Here is a 14,300-nt window from a genome sequence, read left to right as displayed (position 1 = left end):
ATTGTCTCAAAAATGTTTTTCAGACAATATCTAGGCAATGTTATGGACTTCATTTTTTTGATGGCAATAATAGCTAGCGTATTGTTTTTAGTTGCTGAAGTCATGAAATATATAACAAGGAATGAAAAATGATGACGAGAAAGAAATGGCTGCAGATAGGTCTTTATGGCAAAATAATATCAGTTTTCTTTATGGTGAATATATTTTTAGATGTAATCAATGAAAAGTTATTGCACTATTGGATCCCTGTAGAGATTGTTGCTTATCTGTTCTGGTTGAGTCTGGGGCTTTTTCTGGGCTTTCAGTTATGTAAGTATCTAGTCTTTAAGAAAGAAAAGGAATAGTCGAGATAGTAACTACTTGTTTAAGGAGGCCCATTCGTACAAACGGTGGGCCTCTTTATTGTGCATTGACCAGTTTGAAGGCTACTTCCACGGGTTATCTCGTCCTTTACGTATCTAGAAATCCGTGGTCAATCGACCACTAGATTCCATCGCGAATTGACTATTTGAACAAATTGGAGAACAGAAAAACATGCGTTTTGAATACTCCCAATAGGGTTTTTGATGAATAATTTCTATTATATTGCCTGGTTATCGAATTCCGGTATTACTGGTCAAGGGTATCAAAATCTCAGGCTTGCTCGATGAACCTGTTCTCAGTTATTTTTCGATGAGCCTAATTTTCGTGTTTTAAAGTTTGGCATTTTAAAGCTATTTTGGTATTTTTGTATTGAACTAGTGAAAGCTCGAATGGGTCGTAGCTGGTGGTATTAAAGAAATTGACCGCTCCTAATAAGGAGCGGTTTTTATTTCGGATAAAAGACAATACCATATTCATTTTATACTTTTCTACGAATTCCTGTATATTTTTGACCAATTTGGGATTAAAAAGTTTTTTGGGAAGTTATTTTCGATAAGCCTAATTTCGTGTTTTAAACTTTTTCATCCCTTCGAAAGTATTAATTAGGGCGTTGCCGAAAGTGAACTCGCTTAGCGTTCCGGGAAAGCCAGCACTAAACCGTACGGGAAATTAGCCCTTTGTTACAATTCAGAATTTGCCAGAGCAATGTAATTGGGCTTTGTTTAACTTTTCGTCAGTTTTAAACAATCAAACTAGCAATAATTAAAATAAATTTTCTAATATCAAAACTGTTGAATACTTTTACATCGAACAACTAAATCTGTTTGATATGCAGAATACAACTTGAACCGATATTCTATCTTTTATAGGTAATTTTTTGATTAAGCGGGATAAAGGCGCTTTTATGCACTTTTTTCAAAAGAGCTGATACCGAAGGTATTTTCACTTATCAATAAGGCTATTCAGTAATCAAAGATTAATTAGCGGATTTGCTTATTAGTAAATAATAGTAATAAATAATTGAAACTATGAGAATGAAATTTCTTGTACTCATTTTATTAATGGGTGCTTCGGGGATATCCTATGCCCAAAATACTTTTCCTACTACAGGTAACGTGGGGATAGGTACTACCAGTCCGACCAACAAATTAGATATCAGAGGTACCATTACCATGGACAATGGGGGTGACGCTGCAATTTACACAGGTTTAGGAACTACAGATCTGAGTCGGTATCTCCTTTTACTAAATTCTGCTGCAGCACGCTCGGCCTCGGGTCTAAAAGCAGGAGGTGTGCTAGTAGCAGGCAATTACGCATATGCCAATCCCGGAAAGAATGATTTAATCGTCGAAGGAAACGTGGGTATTGGTACACCCTCTCCTCAAGCTAAACTTGATCTTCAGGGCGGTGGCCTTTCTATTGGCGGTTCAAACCCTACAGCGGGTATCAACGGGTTTAAGAATGTATTTCAGATTAAAGCGACCGACCATGCCGCCATTATTTTCAATCCACGTGAAGCGACTGAGTTGATGTTCGGCTTTCATACCAACGGAAGTTTCTATTGGGGTACAGGAGCAAACTACGTTATGCAGTTAAACAAGACTGGCGACGCTCATATTTCAAACACACTTTCAGTCGGTGGAGCATTGAAATCAGGAAGCAAATTATCCGTAAAGGGAAAGATCTCAGCTCAAGAAGTAGAGGTAACCACAAGCAATTGGCCTGACTATGTCTTCGATGAAAATTATGAGATGAAATCCCTCGCCGAAATCGAAGCGTTTGTAAATGAACATAAACATTTACCAGGTATACCGAGCAAAAAAGAAGCGGAAGAAGCAGGTGTTAATCTGGGTGACATGAACCGTAAGCTGTTGGAAAAAGTAGAAGAATTGACTTTGCACTTAATTGAGAAGGATAAAGAGCTTACTGATGTAAAGGATCGGCTGCTTCTCTTAGAGAAAGCCTTTTCAAAACAGTAACGAATACGATCAAATTCAATTCTTAGATATGATAAGGAATTTTTACACACTATTGGCGGTGATGCTCCTATCGACATTCACGGCGTACACGCAGGTAAATATACCCATGGTATCAAACGGAGGGCCTGCGGGGGCCGGTTCATGGATCCTCTTTCAATCGGGGAATCAGAACACTTCAATTCAGGAGAATTTCGGCATAAATATCTATGGTGATGCCGGACGACCGGTTAGGGTTCGGAATACAAACCTGATGGTTGGATATGGCCCCAACAATGCGCCGATTGGAAACAATCTTTTGGTTAGTGGAAAAATTGGCCTGGGCACCCTTACTCCGGAAGCAAAACTGCATATCGATGGTAATATTTATGCCCTAGGCAGTGAATCCAGATTTTCTTACCAAAGCTTTGTGGACCCGCATTCGGGCGCTGCCTATGGTATTAAAGTGGGTGGCGCCGGTATAGCCGTAAGGGGAAAATCAGTGTTTCTGGATAATGTCGGTATAGGCACGACTAACCCACAGGCAAAATTAGCCGTCGAAGGCAATATTCTGGCTAAAGAGATCAAAGTGAAGACAGATATCTCCGTACCCGACTATGTTTTTGAACCGGATTATAAAATGCTCTCATTATCTGAAGTTGAAGATTATGTAAAAACACATAAACATCTTCCTGAGATACCGTCTGCCAAAGAAATAAGTAAAGAAGGATTGAATCTGGGCGCGATGAATCTATTACTACTTAAGAAGGTAGAGGAACTCACGTTACATTTAATCGAGAAAGATAAAGCTTTAGAAAATCAGCAAAGTCTATTGGATGACGTGTTGAAGCGATTGCAAAAAATAGAACAGCAATGAAATAGTTTTAATAGCCTGTTGTGGTCGAACCATAATAATGAAAACAAAAGTACTCCAAATATGAAGCAATTTATAAAATTTATACTCCTCAGCTTGCTATTTATTCTTGTCCAGAGAATCAGTTACGGGCAAACGCTTGGAGCAGTAAAAGGAAATTATCTGCAGATCAATGCTTTCACGGGGAATGCCGGTGGTAATACATTTTATAATAAACAATGGCTCGTAAGGAATGCGGCAGGCCCGGATTGGCTTACAGCAAGCTTGCATGATGGTATAGCCATAGACGGATCTTTTCATGTTCCAATGTCCACGTCAAAAACTTGGTGGGAACGTAATCCTTACCTCGGTATACAATCATGGGGATCAGGCGCAGAAACGTATATGACATTGAAAGAAGGGCATTTAAGCTTAAATACTCCTACAAATGGATGGGTATTGTCAAGTAAAGCGACGGTCACGAACGCAGGTGAATATAACGGTATTAAACTACTTACGGGTTATCCAAATGATACCAACAAATGGGCTGCTGTAGTGGCGACGGCCGAAGACCTCCATAGTAATTCAACAGGACTGGCGCTTTATTCAAGCGCTTTGGAAAGGATACGCATAGCAGGGAATGGTAACGTGGGAATCGGTACCACTACGCCTAAAGCAAAATTGGCTGTTGAAGGAAACATTTTAGCTAAAGAAATCAAGATAAAGACGGATATATCCGTTCCGGATTATGTTTTTGAACCCGATTATAAAATGCGATCGCTTGCCGAAATCGAAAATTATGTCAAGGAGCATAAGCATCTTCCTGAAATTCCATCAGCGAAAAAAATAGGTGAAGAGGGGTTGGATTTAGCAGAAATGAACCTGCTGCTTTTGAAAAAAGTGGAGGAGTTGACTTTACATTTGATAGAAGAGAGAAAAGGGCGAGAAGAGCTGGCAAGATATTGTAACCAACGTATAATGGTTTTGGAAGAGAAGTTGAAAAATCTATCAGCTGACGAACCGGATTATAAATAAAATTTGAAAAATCAGGTACCTAATTACGCATATATGAGAACCTATCCTATTGCAAAGATTTTAATGGTTACCGCTATATGTCTGTTGCTGCTAAAAAAGAACGCACTGTCACAAACGGTCACCACATTAGCGCCTGGAGACCATAAAAGTATTGTTATTAACATGAATGGCAGTAACGACTATACCCGAGGAGTCATTTTGCTACATGAAATGTATAACGGAGTCAATCTTGCCAATAATTATGCCATTGGTACATTGACCGCCCGGAGGGGGACGGTCGCTTCTGTAAATAGAATCGCCGTAGCGGAACTTAATACTTCATCGGCTTATCAAAGTACTGCCGCCGCTTTAACATCACAAACAGATGGAGCTGTTTGGAAATTGAAGACGTGTATATATAGCGGAAAAAAATATTTAGCTGTAGATGTTCCGTATGCTGCACCTCGCTTCGAGAGCTATAAATTCAGTGGATGGACTATTTCTTCAGGCGAAAATATGCTTTATGTGGCCTATGAAACGAATGGCCAGGCCGTAAATCAATCGTTGATATCCAATCTGGCAGATTACGAGGGAACGATGCACTCTACGCAATTCTTAAGAACTAGCAACTTCATGGGTAATGTCGGCATAGGCACAACAAATCCCCAAGCCAAACTAGCCGTAAATGGTAATATCCTCGCTAAAGAAATCAAGGTAAAAACCGATATCTCCGTTCCGGATTATGTCTTTGAACCGGATTATAAAATGCGATCGCTCTCCGAAATTGAAAATTATGTAAAGGAACATAAGCATTTACCTGAAATTCCCTCAGCGAAGGAAATTGGAGAGGAAGGGTTGGATTTGGCAGCGATGAACTTGGCTCTTCTTAAAAAGGTAGAAGAACAGACTTTACACCTTATCGAACAACAGAAGAAGATTGATGTGTTGCTTAGCAGGCAGGAAACGCTGCGGCGGGAAGTGAACGCATTGAAAAGCATTTTGATCAAATAGCGAGCGAAATGGGCAGATTCGCAATTAAAAATGATCGAATGCAATACCAAATAATATCAAAACATAATATATTAAATATGTTAACTAGCTTAATAGATACCAATTTACCGCCGAAAGGTAGAAAAAGGAAAAAGAGAGCATTAAGCCGATGGTCTTTAACGGTTATTCTAACTTGGTTTACGCTGTTACACGCTGTAGCCCAAAGTGTAGTTGATCCGTATAAATCCTTGTTTCCCAATGTTATCGAGCCTGCGCCCACCTCCAAGGCGTTGCAAAAGTTTTTAGGATATCCTGTTTCCCATGCAACTGGTCTGGTCGATATAACCATACCGCTCTATGAATTGAAGTTGAGAAATCTATCAATCCCTATTTCGTTGCGATACCATTCGTCAGGTATAAAAATACAGGATCATCCGGGTATAGTTGGCTATGGCTGGTCATTATTTCCCGGATTCAAAATTTCCAGAACCATTATGGGAAAGCCAGATGATAAATATCCGGTAAAGGGTGGGTTTGATCCTGGTAATTTAACATTTGATCAGCTTCAACAAAGATTGGTAAATCTAGCCCTTCCGGCGTCTTATCTGGATGTGAATACTACCGAAGACGGGCAATATGATATTTTTTCGATCCATTTGCCAAATCTGGATGGCTCTTTCATCGTTCAATACATTAATGGCGTTTTCCAAGCTAAAAGTATACCGGACAATCCGCTAGCTATCAAGCCTATAGTCGTCAATGTGAATTCAGGGACAAGTGCTCTTTTCTCGGGTTTTGAGGTAATGGATGATAAAGGTGTGAAGTATATTTTTGGAAATGAAGCAAACTTTCAAGAATTCTCGGATGCCCGTACTACAAATGTAATAACAGGTTGGATGCTAAAGGAGATCCTTCTACCGAATGGGGAGAAGATATCCATAGAGTATACGACTATACTGGAGTACCCGACAATTACTCCGTCCTATTGTAGTGTTTTGGATAATGGAAAGGTCTATTTCGGAGACCTTACTCAAATACGTACCAAAGTCAATCAAAAAACAGGAGGGGCGGGCTATAATGTTGCATATAACATTTCGCCTTCCGCTGACCCGGCCAGGGAACTGAAAGTGCCATCGGTTATTCGATCAAAAGATCAAACCATAACATTCAACTATACAGATATTGGAAGCAGAAAGCGGCTGTCTTCTATTGCGATACCGGCAACAAACCGAACTGTAACGCTCTCGAACGATGCGTCTAATTTTCTCAGACAGGTTGCTATCAGTGGAGAAGGAGCCTATAATCTAGACTATTATAACCAACCCTCTCAGTTTTCACAAACGTCCATTGATTGGTGGGGATTCTTTAATAATGCCGGGAACGAGAATAATATACCACGCTTTCAATTGCAAATGCGAACGCTTGGAAGTACGAGTTTTACCACGATGGTGGGTGGAGCTTTTCGCGAACCAAGTGCGACAAGTATGGAGGCCAAATCGCTTAAATCTATCACCTATCCCACGGGCGGTATTTTCACCTTAAAATACGAACCTCATAAGTTTATCATAAACGGAACTGAAAAAATCGGCGCCGGTTTACGGGTTACGTCAACAGAATCCTTTGACCCTGTCGCTGGACAAACGATTGTAAAGAGCTACCAATACGAAGACGCACATTATACAGCAGGTAACTATCCAATTGGGAACGATTTTATTAAGGAAACGGAATTATGTTATCGCGAGCCGGACCCGTTTGTTGATCGACTGGATTTTTCGATACGTTCGCGTACGATTAGTACGTTTTCCCCCAATGCGAATATATCGAACAACAGTACACCCGTCTGGTATGGGAAAGTAATAGAGTTCAGCAATGAAGGTAAAACCGAATACCATTACGAGTATTTTCCCGATGCAAACAACAATCGGTTAAGTCTTGTACCAATATCGGAATTTCACGTACTGCGTGTAAATAGACTTGTATATTCAGCTCCACGACTCCTTCGGCAACAGATTTTCAAGCGAGTTGGAAGCGGTTATGAACCTGTAAAATCAATCAATAATATTTATTCTCCCGCACAACCATACGTATCTAATATCCAGGGATACATTGCAGTGCCATTTAAACGTTTTAAGACGATCGATAACGAGCGGAATTCTGATTTTACAGCATCGGGACCTTCCACTACAACGGGTACACTATTAAATGTTTTTGGTTCTCCAATAGCATATAGTGCGTATTATATCACTACTGACAATACCTCGTTGACCGAGACGCTCACCGCAACTTATAGTGCAGCTGATAGTACAGTTGAAAAAATAGTTTATACATACGATGCTGCAAGACCTTACAATCTGGCAGAGAAAACAACATTGACTAGCGATGAGGGAACTTATAAGGAAAGCTATTATTATACCAACAATACGATTCCTAATAGGTCTGCTCTTACTACGGCCCAAAACCAGGTTATAGCACAAATGGATCAAGCGAACTATAAAACGACGGTTATCCAGCAGACTCTCGAAAAGGGAGGAAAACGTGTGTTCAGTAATCTTGTTGGTTACAAAAAATTGTCAGACTTCTTTTTTCTGCCCGAAACACAATACACTCAGCTGGGTAGCAGCACTATAATGGAAGCTAAATTAAACTATTTGCGATACGACAATCTGGGTAATGTTTTAAGTGTTTCAAAGCCGGGAGCACCACATATATCGTATGTGTATGGCTATAACGGGCTGTATCCGATAGCAAAGATCGAGAACCTGGAATACAGTGCGGTAGAAGCGGCTCTAAACGGTAACTCTGCCATAGAAACTTTCCGGAATAAAGTTAATCCAACGGATGCAGAAGTCACGAATTTCTTGTTGCCTTTGCGGTCGACTATATCAACCGGAGGAAGACTTATGAATTCCTACACCTATAGACCACTTTTCGGCATAAGCAGTAACATCGACCCTTCTGGCAGAACTACCTATTACAACTATGACAGCTTTGGGCGCTTGGAAGAGATAAAAGACACCCAGAGCAAGACAACGGATACCTATGAATACCACTACAGGCAATAGAGCTATGAAAGCAGGAAATAAACATACACCATATATTGACCTAAAACGTATCAATTTGGGGGCGATCAAAAAGCTTTTCGTCGGGGCAATTGTAACGCTGACCCTACCATTGTCCGTATCCGCACAATTGGTGCTAAGCACGCCCACAACAGGTGTAAAGACGGACCTGGTGAGCATTACACTGAAACCGGGTTTCAGCACGACGGACTTCCATGCCTATATCACGAGTATATTACCTCCCATGGCGCTGGGCAGCAGCCCCAGTGCAAACCAGAACTATATCCGGACGCGGACCTACCTAAGCCCCGCTGTGTCGGCAACACCGCAGACCAGTGAGATTATCGAGGATATCAGCTACTATGACGGGCTCGGGCGGCTTGTTCTGACAATCGGCACCAAGGCAAGCCCGAGCTATAAGGATATCATCAGTGCCCAGAGCTATGATGCCTTCGGCCGGGAAGACCGGAGCTACCTGCCCTATGCCACGGCGGCAACGGGGAACGGTGCCTACCGATCGGCCGCGGTAACCGAACAGGCTACTTTCTATAATACGCCGCCGACAGGAGTGGTGACCATCGCCAAACCGGCAAGCGGCACCACCCCTTCATTCAGCCGTCCGGTATACGAGGCCAGTCCGTTGAACCGGGTACTGGAACAGGGCTTTGCGGGCGCTGCCTGGCAACCGGGCACAAGAGGCACCAATACAGGCCGTACCGTGGTAACGGAATATACCACCAACAATACAACGGCCATTACCGACTTAGCTAATACCCGGCTGGCCAAACTGTATACGGTCACCTATGACGCGGGAGTTCCGAAGCTGAACCTTTCGGGCAATTACGGAGCGAACCAGCTGTATGTAACGGTAACGAAGGACGAAAACTGGGCAGGTGGCAGCGGCACCTTTGCCTCCCGGCTGAACACCACGGAGGAATATACGGATAAACAGGGCAGGGTGGTACTGAAACGGACCTTTAATACCTATAAGAGCGGGACGACGGATGTAAACGAGATCCTGAGCACCTATTATGTATACGATAACTTCGGGAACCTGTGCTTCGTGCTGACGCCTGGAGTGAATGCCGATACCGCACGGCCGACAGAGCAACAACTGAAAGATCTGTGCTATATGTACCAGTACGACGGCAGTAACCGGATGAAACGGAAGCATTTACCCGGAAGGAGCCGCTGGGAAAGCTTTAATTACAATATGATGGACCAGCTGATCCTGCACGAAACGGCGAAGGATTCGGCGGAAACCTATAACGGCCATGCCGGAAGGAATCACCATTTCTACAAATACGACGGGCTGGGCAGGTTGATCATGACCGGTATGGAATGGGGGCGGACGGGCACACAGGAAGAGATCGAGGGTTATATCAAAGAACCTGGCAGGGCGAATACACAGTGGGAGACACGGACCGACGGGAGCAGCAGCCTGCACGGTTATACCAATGTAAGCATCCCGACGGCCTCGGCGAATTTCGATGTGCTGGAGGTGAACTACTACGACTATTACGGCAGTATACCGGGCTTTCCGTCCAACCTGGACAAACGCTCGCAGTACTCGGCAAAGACCCAGGGTTTATTGGTTGCCAAAAAGACGAAAGTGATGGCCTCAAACAACGTTTACCTCTGGACGGTGTACTACTATGACGAGCGGGGCGACAACGTACGGACCCTGAGCCAGCACTATAAGGGCGGGGCCTATAACCTGAACAATTATGACGATATCATCAACGAATATACCTTTACGCACAAGCTGAAGAAGAGCACCCGCAACCATTATGCAGGAACTACCACGGTTGCGGTAACGGTGACCACGGAATATACCTATGATCACCGCGACCGCCCGATCGATACCTGGAAGACGGTAACGGGCGGGGCAAAAACACTGGTTGCCCGGAATGAATACAATGAAGTGGGGCAGTTGAAGGCAAAGAACCTGCACAGTGAGGACCGGGGAGGTGTATACGGGCAGAAAGTAAACTATACATATAATGAGCGGGGCTGGCTTCGCACGGCCAGGACCGATGGCACACTCTTCGACATGGAGCTGCATTACAATACAGGCACCGATAAATTCTACAATGGTAATATCGGATACCAGGTGTTCACCCGTAAACATACCGACGGCTCTTCGGCGGCCGGGACCTATGCCTATAAATACGACGCACTGAACCGGTTGACGAATGGGTACCTGACCGGCGATCTCGGGAAGGAGCAGCTCAGTTATGACAAACTCGGGAACATCCTGAGCCTGAAAAGAAACTCGACAACAACTGCACTGGTGGACGATCTGGCCTACACATATGCGGGCGGAAAGTTGACGAAAATAGTAGATGCGGTAACGGCCAACCCCAATCTTAATCCCTATCAGCTGCCGGGGACTACCGTCTTCACGTATGATGCCAACGGAAACATGCTGACACGGGTAAACACGGCTTACCCGGCAAACAACATCACGGCAACTACTTACAATTACCTGAATCTGGCACAGACAGTTACGGCAAACGGTATCACGGTAAGTTTCATTTACGATGGCAGCGGTAAAAAACTGCGGAGCGTGAATGCGGTAAACGGGCAGACGAGGGACTATATAGACGGGATCGAGTACAGCGGCACGGCACTGGAGCTGATCCATATGGAAGAGGGCCGGATACTGAAGGGTACGAGTGGCTACACCTACGAATATATACTGAAGGACCATCTGGGCAATAGCCGCTCCGGCTTCAAAGGAACGAATGCTCCGGCTACCGCTGTTAACTTTGGTACGGATTATTACCCGTTCGGATTACCATATCAATTGAGGATTGCACAGCCAAGTCCAAAAAACAACTATCTTTACAACGGGAAGGAATGGCAGGATAAGTTAAAGACCCTTGATTACGGTGCAAGGTTCTATGATCCGGTGATCGGCAGGTGGGTAACGGTGGATCCGTTGGCGGAGAAAATGCCAACATGGTCTCCTTATACTTATGCTTTTGACAATCCCCTTCGGTTCATTGATATAGGGGGAATGATACCTTATCCGATAACCATAAGGGCTTTTGCTCCATTTAAAGAGTTTGGTTTCGGATTTCATGGCGATGGTAGGGGATATTCTACGGGCAATGTGTCAGCAAGGGTGCATCAGCGAATAGATTTTGATACTGATAAAACATCATTGACTGCTAAAGCTTGGAGCTCACCAACATTTAAAACAAATAATCCAGCTGGTGCTAAAACTGCTACACCTGATTTGTGGTTTACAAAGGACATGTCTATTGCTGGTAACGGTGATTCTAAAACATTTGAATTCGGCACTCATGTTGCAGCTGGAAATCCAAAGACTCCCCCTGGAACACCTGATATTGATATTTTTTCTGATTTTTCTATTACTGAGAATAAGAAAGCAGGAACGTTATCTGTTAGTGGAAATTTAAAAGGTGATAACTTTCCAAGTACGGAAGCGTTTATTACGGATCCAAATGGAAATAATGTGTTTGTTGGTGTCGGTCAGATAGCTTCGGGGGTTGGTAAGAATATGGGACCATTTACTGAACTTCCAGGAACGAATAAAAGACCTATCACTAGTTTCAATTTTACGATTACGACCGATCAGCAAGGTAATTTCACGGGTGTTCAGGTCGGTAAAACAAATTATACAATAGAAGATTGGAATAAATTATTTACTTCAAAACCTACTCAGCAATGATAAGAACTTATTTGATGTATATTGTTACCAGCTTAATTACTTTTTGGGTTGTGCTGTTCTTGTTTGGCGTTTCTGCCGGTTTTGCCAATTATGCTCCGATAATTGCGATGTTGGGCACTGTATTACTTTTTTCTATTGCTTCTCCTTTACTTGTCATAAAAAAGAGATTAGGGCTGGTCTTTGGATTAATTGGGGGCTTGTTGATCTTGCCTTTTGATATTGGGTTTACTGCCGGGGTTTTTGAAGACGGTCTTTTTAACTGGGGTGTAGTATTAGGGTTTGTTCCTATAATCTTGGTTTTACTAAGTTTGTTTTATACTGTAAAGGAGCTTAAGGTGAAAGGAGAACAAGCCTTAAGTAATATTGTGAGAATTACTATGATAGGTGTCCCAATATTACTTTCAATATTGTATATTGTTATTTACGGGAAGTATTGGAGCTGGCAAATGTTTGGTATATAATAAATACAGCAAGGCCCGGCATGTCCGGGCTTTGTTGTTTTATAGGGCAGCTGTTGAGGTAAATTATGGTTCGATAGGCTCAACTTTGAGAAATGCAGCGGATATCAAAAACTTATTTGTTCATGAATACGGAGGCCATATAACGGATATGATGTCCAACCCTAGTATAAGTGGAAGAAAATACGAGTTGGAAGGAAGTGCTACTTTACTTTCAAATGAATCATTCAAATGGCGAAATATTTCACCTGAATTCAAACAACACATTAGAACTTATCAAGGCAAATACTTAAAGGATGACCAATTAAATAAATATTTTAAGCGATGATCAGATATGCAATTATAATAGTTTTTCTTTTTATTTCCTGTTCTTCTGAGCATCGGCGTAAAGAAAATGCAATTCACCATGTAGAACTGTATGTTTCTCCGAATTAAATTTTCATCCTAATGATAGTCTATTGGCTCCAGATTACATTGAACTTTATGTGAGCGGTTTTGATACGGTGGAAAAAAAGACAATCGAAGATGTCGTTTTTAAGAATGTAGAAATCAAAGACAGATCTTTCTTCGATTTGTGGAGTGTACGACCTCTTTCGGATCATCGATTGTTATTAACGGTCAATACAAATTATATTGAAAATAGATTATTGTCAGAGGATAGCATTGAAAATTTGTTATCGAAACAAGTCGGTATCGTAACTTCAACAAAGGACACGCTTCTTTTAAAGAAATGTAATATGTAAATTTACTAACAAGGAGTACTATGAACTAGGCTGAAGCTGTATGATTACGGAGCGAGGTTCTATGACGCGGTGGTTGGTAGATGGGGCAGTGTGGATCCTTTTGTAGAAAGGCATTTCAACGTTACTCCATACAATTATGTGTTAAATAACCCACCAAGTTATATTGATCCATTTGGTTTGGATACATTAAACGCAAACAATATTGATCCGAACACTTGGCATAACTTTAGAACAAATGAAGATATAATGGGATTAAGCGAGGTCAATGTTACAGCTTCGATTCAGATAAATAGCAATAGTTCAAATCTAAGTAATGACATTTGGGGCTATTTTGCGGAAAGTGAAAGACATTTTAATGGAAGTTTGGGTGTAGTCGGTGCTGCTTATGGCGTAGCAGATTATTTTTTTGATATAGGAGGTACAATTGATTCTCAGATTGGGCGAAACTCGAATATATGGAAACAGGATGAATGATGCGATTCGTAAATAGTATTTTAAAAATCGATTATAGTCTGTCTGCTTGGTTCCCGAAAACCAAGCAGACAATCATCCCAGGAGCAGCTAATTTATTCTTGAATAAATTAGCTTTTTTAATAACTGCGGTTTATTTTGTTGTTTTGACACTTTTGCCGTTTAGATTTGGTATAGGTCTTGCTATAGCAATATTATGTGGTTTGATGCTTTTGACTATGTACGGCCTACAGTCTAAAGTTCAGACTGCCATAGAAATCCTTGATTATTCTAGAGAGTATTCAAAGCTTAGCGATAAGGAAAAAGTATCACATAGAATATATGGATTAGTTATGTTTCTAGGTTGCTTCGTGCTAATGTTTTTTGTCGGGATAACCTTTTTCACGGGCTATGCTAATTGAAGAGAGGCGATAGGAAATATTACTGTTTCTAAAAGCCCTGTTCTTTTCATTCTTTACAAAATATTAATAAATCGACTCTTGAAAGGAACTCGCTTAATCTTTTTCTGAAAAGCCAGCACTAAACCGTACGGAAAATTAGCCTCTTGTTACAATCCAGCACTTGCTGGAACAATGTAATTGGGCTTTGTTTAAACTTTTCCGTCACTTTTAAACAATCAAACTACCAATAATTAAAATAAATTTTTTAATATCAAAACTGTTGAATACTTTTACATCGAACAACTAAACCTGTT

12 protein-coding genes are annotated in these 14,300 nt (G+C 41.8%); all 12 read left to right on the top strand.

From position 1 onward, the window contains the following. The first annotated feature begins 128 nt into the window (after positions 1–128). Positions 129–344 (top strand): hypothetical protein, encoded by a 216-nt coding sequence (locus E0E36_RS00060; RefSeq protein WP_130854320.1) that lies wholly within the window; start codon positions 129–131, stop codon positions 342–344. 1,047 nt (positions 345–1,391) lie between these two features. Then, positions 1,392–2,342, top strand: coding sequence for a hypothetical protein (locus E0E36_RS00055; RefSeq protein ID WP_130854319.1), 951 nt, complete (start codon positions 1,392–1,394; stop codon positions 2,340–2,342). A gap of 28 nt (positions 2,343–2,370) precedes the next feature. Further along, the gene (locus E0E36_RS00050) at positions 2,371–3,195 is read left to right on the top strand and encodes a hypothetical protein (RefSeq protein WP_130854318.1); all 825 of its coding nucleotides are present in this window, start codon (positions 2,371–2,373) and stop codon (positions 3,193–3,195) included. A gap of 60 nt (positions 3,196–3,255) precedes the next feature. Next, on the top strand, positions 3,256–4,206 hold the full coding sequence (locus tag E0E36_RS00045) for a hypothetical protein (protein ID WP_130854317.1): 951 nt from the start codon (positions 3,256–3,258) through the stop codon (positions 4,204–4,206). 33 nt (positions 4,207–4,239) lie between these two features. Continuing rightward, a complete protein-coding gene (locus E0E36_RS00040) occupies positions 4,240–5,196 on the top strand; it encodes a hypothetical protein (protein WP_130854316.1) in 957 nt (318 codons plus the stop codon). Positions 5,197–5,273: 77 nt separating this feature from the next. After that, a complete protein-coding gene (locus E0E36_RS00035; protein WP_165446888.1) occupies positions 5,274–8,237 on the top strand; it encodes a hypothetical protein in 2,964 nt (987 codons plus the stop codon). After that, entirely contained in the window at positions 8,215–11,934 is a 3,720-nt protein-coding gene (locus E0E36_RS00030; protein ID WP_130854314.1) for a DUF6443 domain-containing protein, read from the top strand. The genes E0E36_RS00035 and E0E36_RS00030 overlap by 23 nt, the downstream gene beginning before the upstream one ends. Beyond that, positions 11,931–12,395, top strand: coding sequence for a hypothetical protein (locus tag E0E36_RS00025; protein WP_130854313.1), 465 nt, complete (start codon positions 11,931–11,933; stop codon positions 12,393–12,395). Before E0E36_RS00030 ends, E0E36_RS00025 begins: the two co-directional genes overlap by 4 nt. Beyond that, positions 12,385–12,720, top strand: a complete 336-nt coding sequence (locus E0E36_RS00020) for a hypothetical protein (RefSeq protein WP_130854312.1) — start codon at positions 12,385–12,387, stop codon at positions 12,718–12,720. The genes E0E36_RS00025 and E0E36_RS00020 overlap by 11 nt, the downstream gene beginning before the upstream one ends. A 130-nt stretch (positions 12,721–12,850) precedes the next feature. Continuing rightward, a complete protein-coding gene (locus E0E36_RS00015; RefSeq protein WP_130854311.1) occupies positions 12,851–13,135 on the top strand; it encodes a hypothetical protein in 285 nt (94 codons plus the stop codon). 30 nt (positions 13,136–13,165) lie between these two features. Beyond that, positions 13,166–13,609, top strand: a complete 444-nt coding sequence (locus tag E0E36_RS00010; protein ID WP_130854310.1) for an RHS repeat-associated core domain-containing protein — start codon at positions 13,166–13,168, stop codon at positions 13,607–13,609. After that, positions 13,606–14,007 carry a hypothetical protein gene (locus E0E36_RS00005; protein ID WP_130854309.1) on the top strand — a complete coding sequence of 134 codons (402 nt, stop codon included), beginning with the start codon at positions 13,606–13,608 and terminating at the stop codon, positions 14,005–14,007. The genes E0E36_RS00010 and E0E36_RS00005 overlap by 4 nt, the downstream gene beginning before the upstream one ends. Positions 14,008–14,300 lie beyond the last annotated feature (293 nt).

This window comes from Olivibacter jilunii, assembly GCF_900607235.1.
Lineage (GTDB): Bacteria > Bacteroidota > Bacteroidia > Sphingobacteriales > Sphingobacteriaceae > Olivibacter > Olivibacter oleidegradans.
This window is presented reverse-complemented; position numbering and strand designations above follow the sequence as displayed.

What these genes read in the sequence shown, in the direction of transcription:
- E0E36_RS00045 (WP_130854317.1), top strand. Translation starts at nt 3,256, where the DNA reads ATGAAGCAATTTATAAAATTTATACTCCTCAGCTTGCTATTTATTCTT.
- E0E36_RS00030 (WP_130854314.1), top strand. Translation starts at nt 8,215, where the DNA reads ATGAATACCACTACAGGCAATAGAGCTATGAAAGCAGGAAATAAACAT.
- E0E36_RS00025 (WP_130854313.1), top strand. Translation starts at nt 11,931, where the DNA reads ATGATAAGAACTTATTTGATGTATATTGTTACCAGCTTAATTACTTTT.
- E0E36_RS00040 (WP_130854316.1), top strand. Translation starts at nt 4,240, where the DNA reads ATGAGAACCTATCCTATTGCAAAGATTTTAATGGTTACCGCTATATGT.
- E0E36_RS00050 (WP_130854318.1), top strand. Translation starts at nt 2,371, where the DNA reads ATGATAAGGAATTTTTACACACTATTGGCGGTGATGCTCCTATCGACA.
- E0E36_RS00005 (WP_130854309.1), top strand. Translation starts at nt 13,606, where the DNA reads ATGATGCGATTCGTAAATAGTATTTTAAAAATCGATTATAGTCTGTCT.
- E0E36_RS00060 (WP_130854320.1), top strand. Translation starts at nt 129, where the DNA reads ATGATGACGAGAAAGAAATGGCTGCAGATAGGTCTTTATGGCAAAATA.
- E0E36_RS00055 (WP_130854319.1), top strand. Translation starts at nt 1,392, where the DNA reads ATGAGAATGAAATTTCTTGTACTCATTTTATTAATGGGTGCTTCGGGG.
- E0E36_RS00035 (WP_165446888.1), top strand. Translation starts at nt 5,274, where the DNA reads ATGTTAACTAGCTTAATAGATACCAATTTACCGCCGAAAGGTAGAAAA.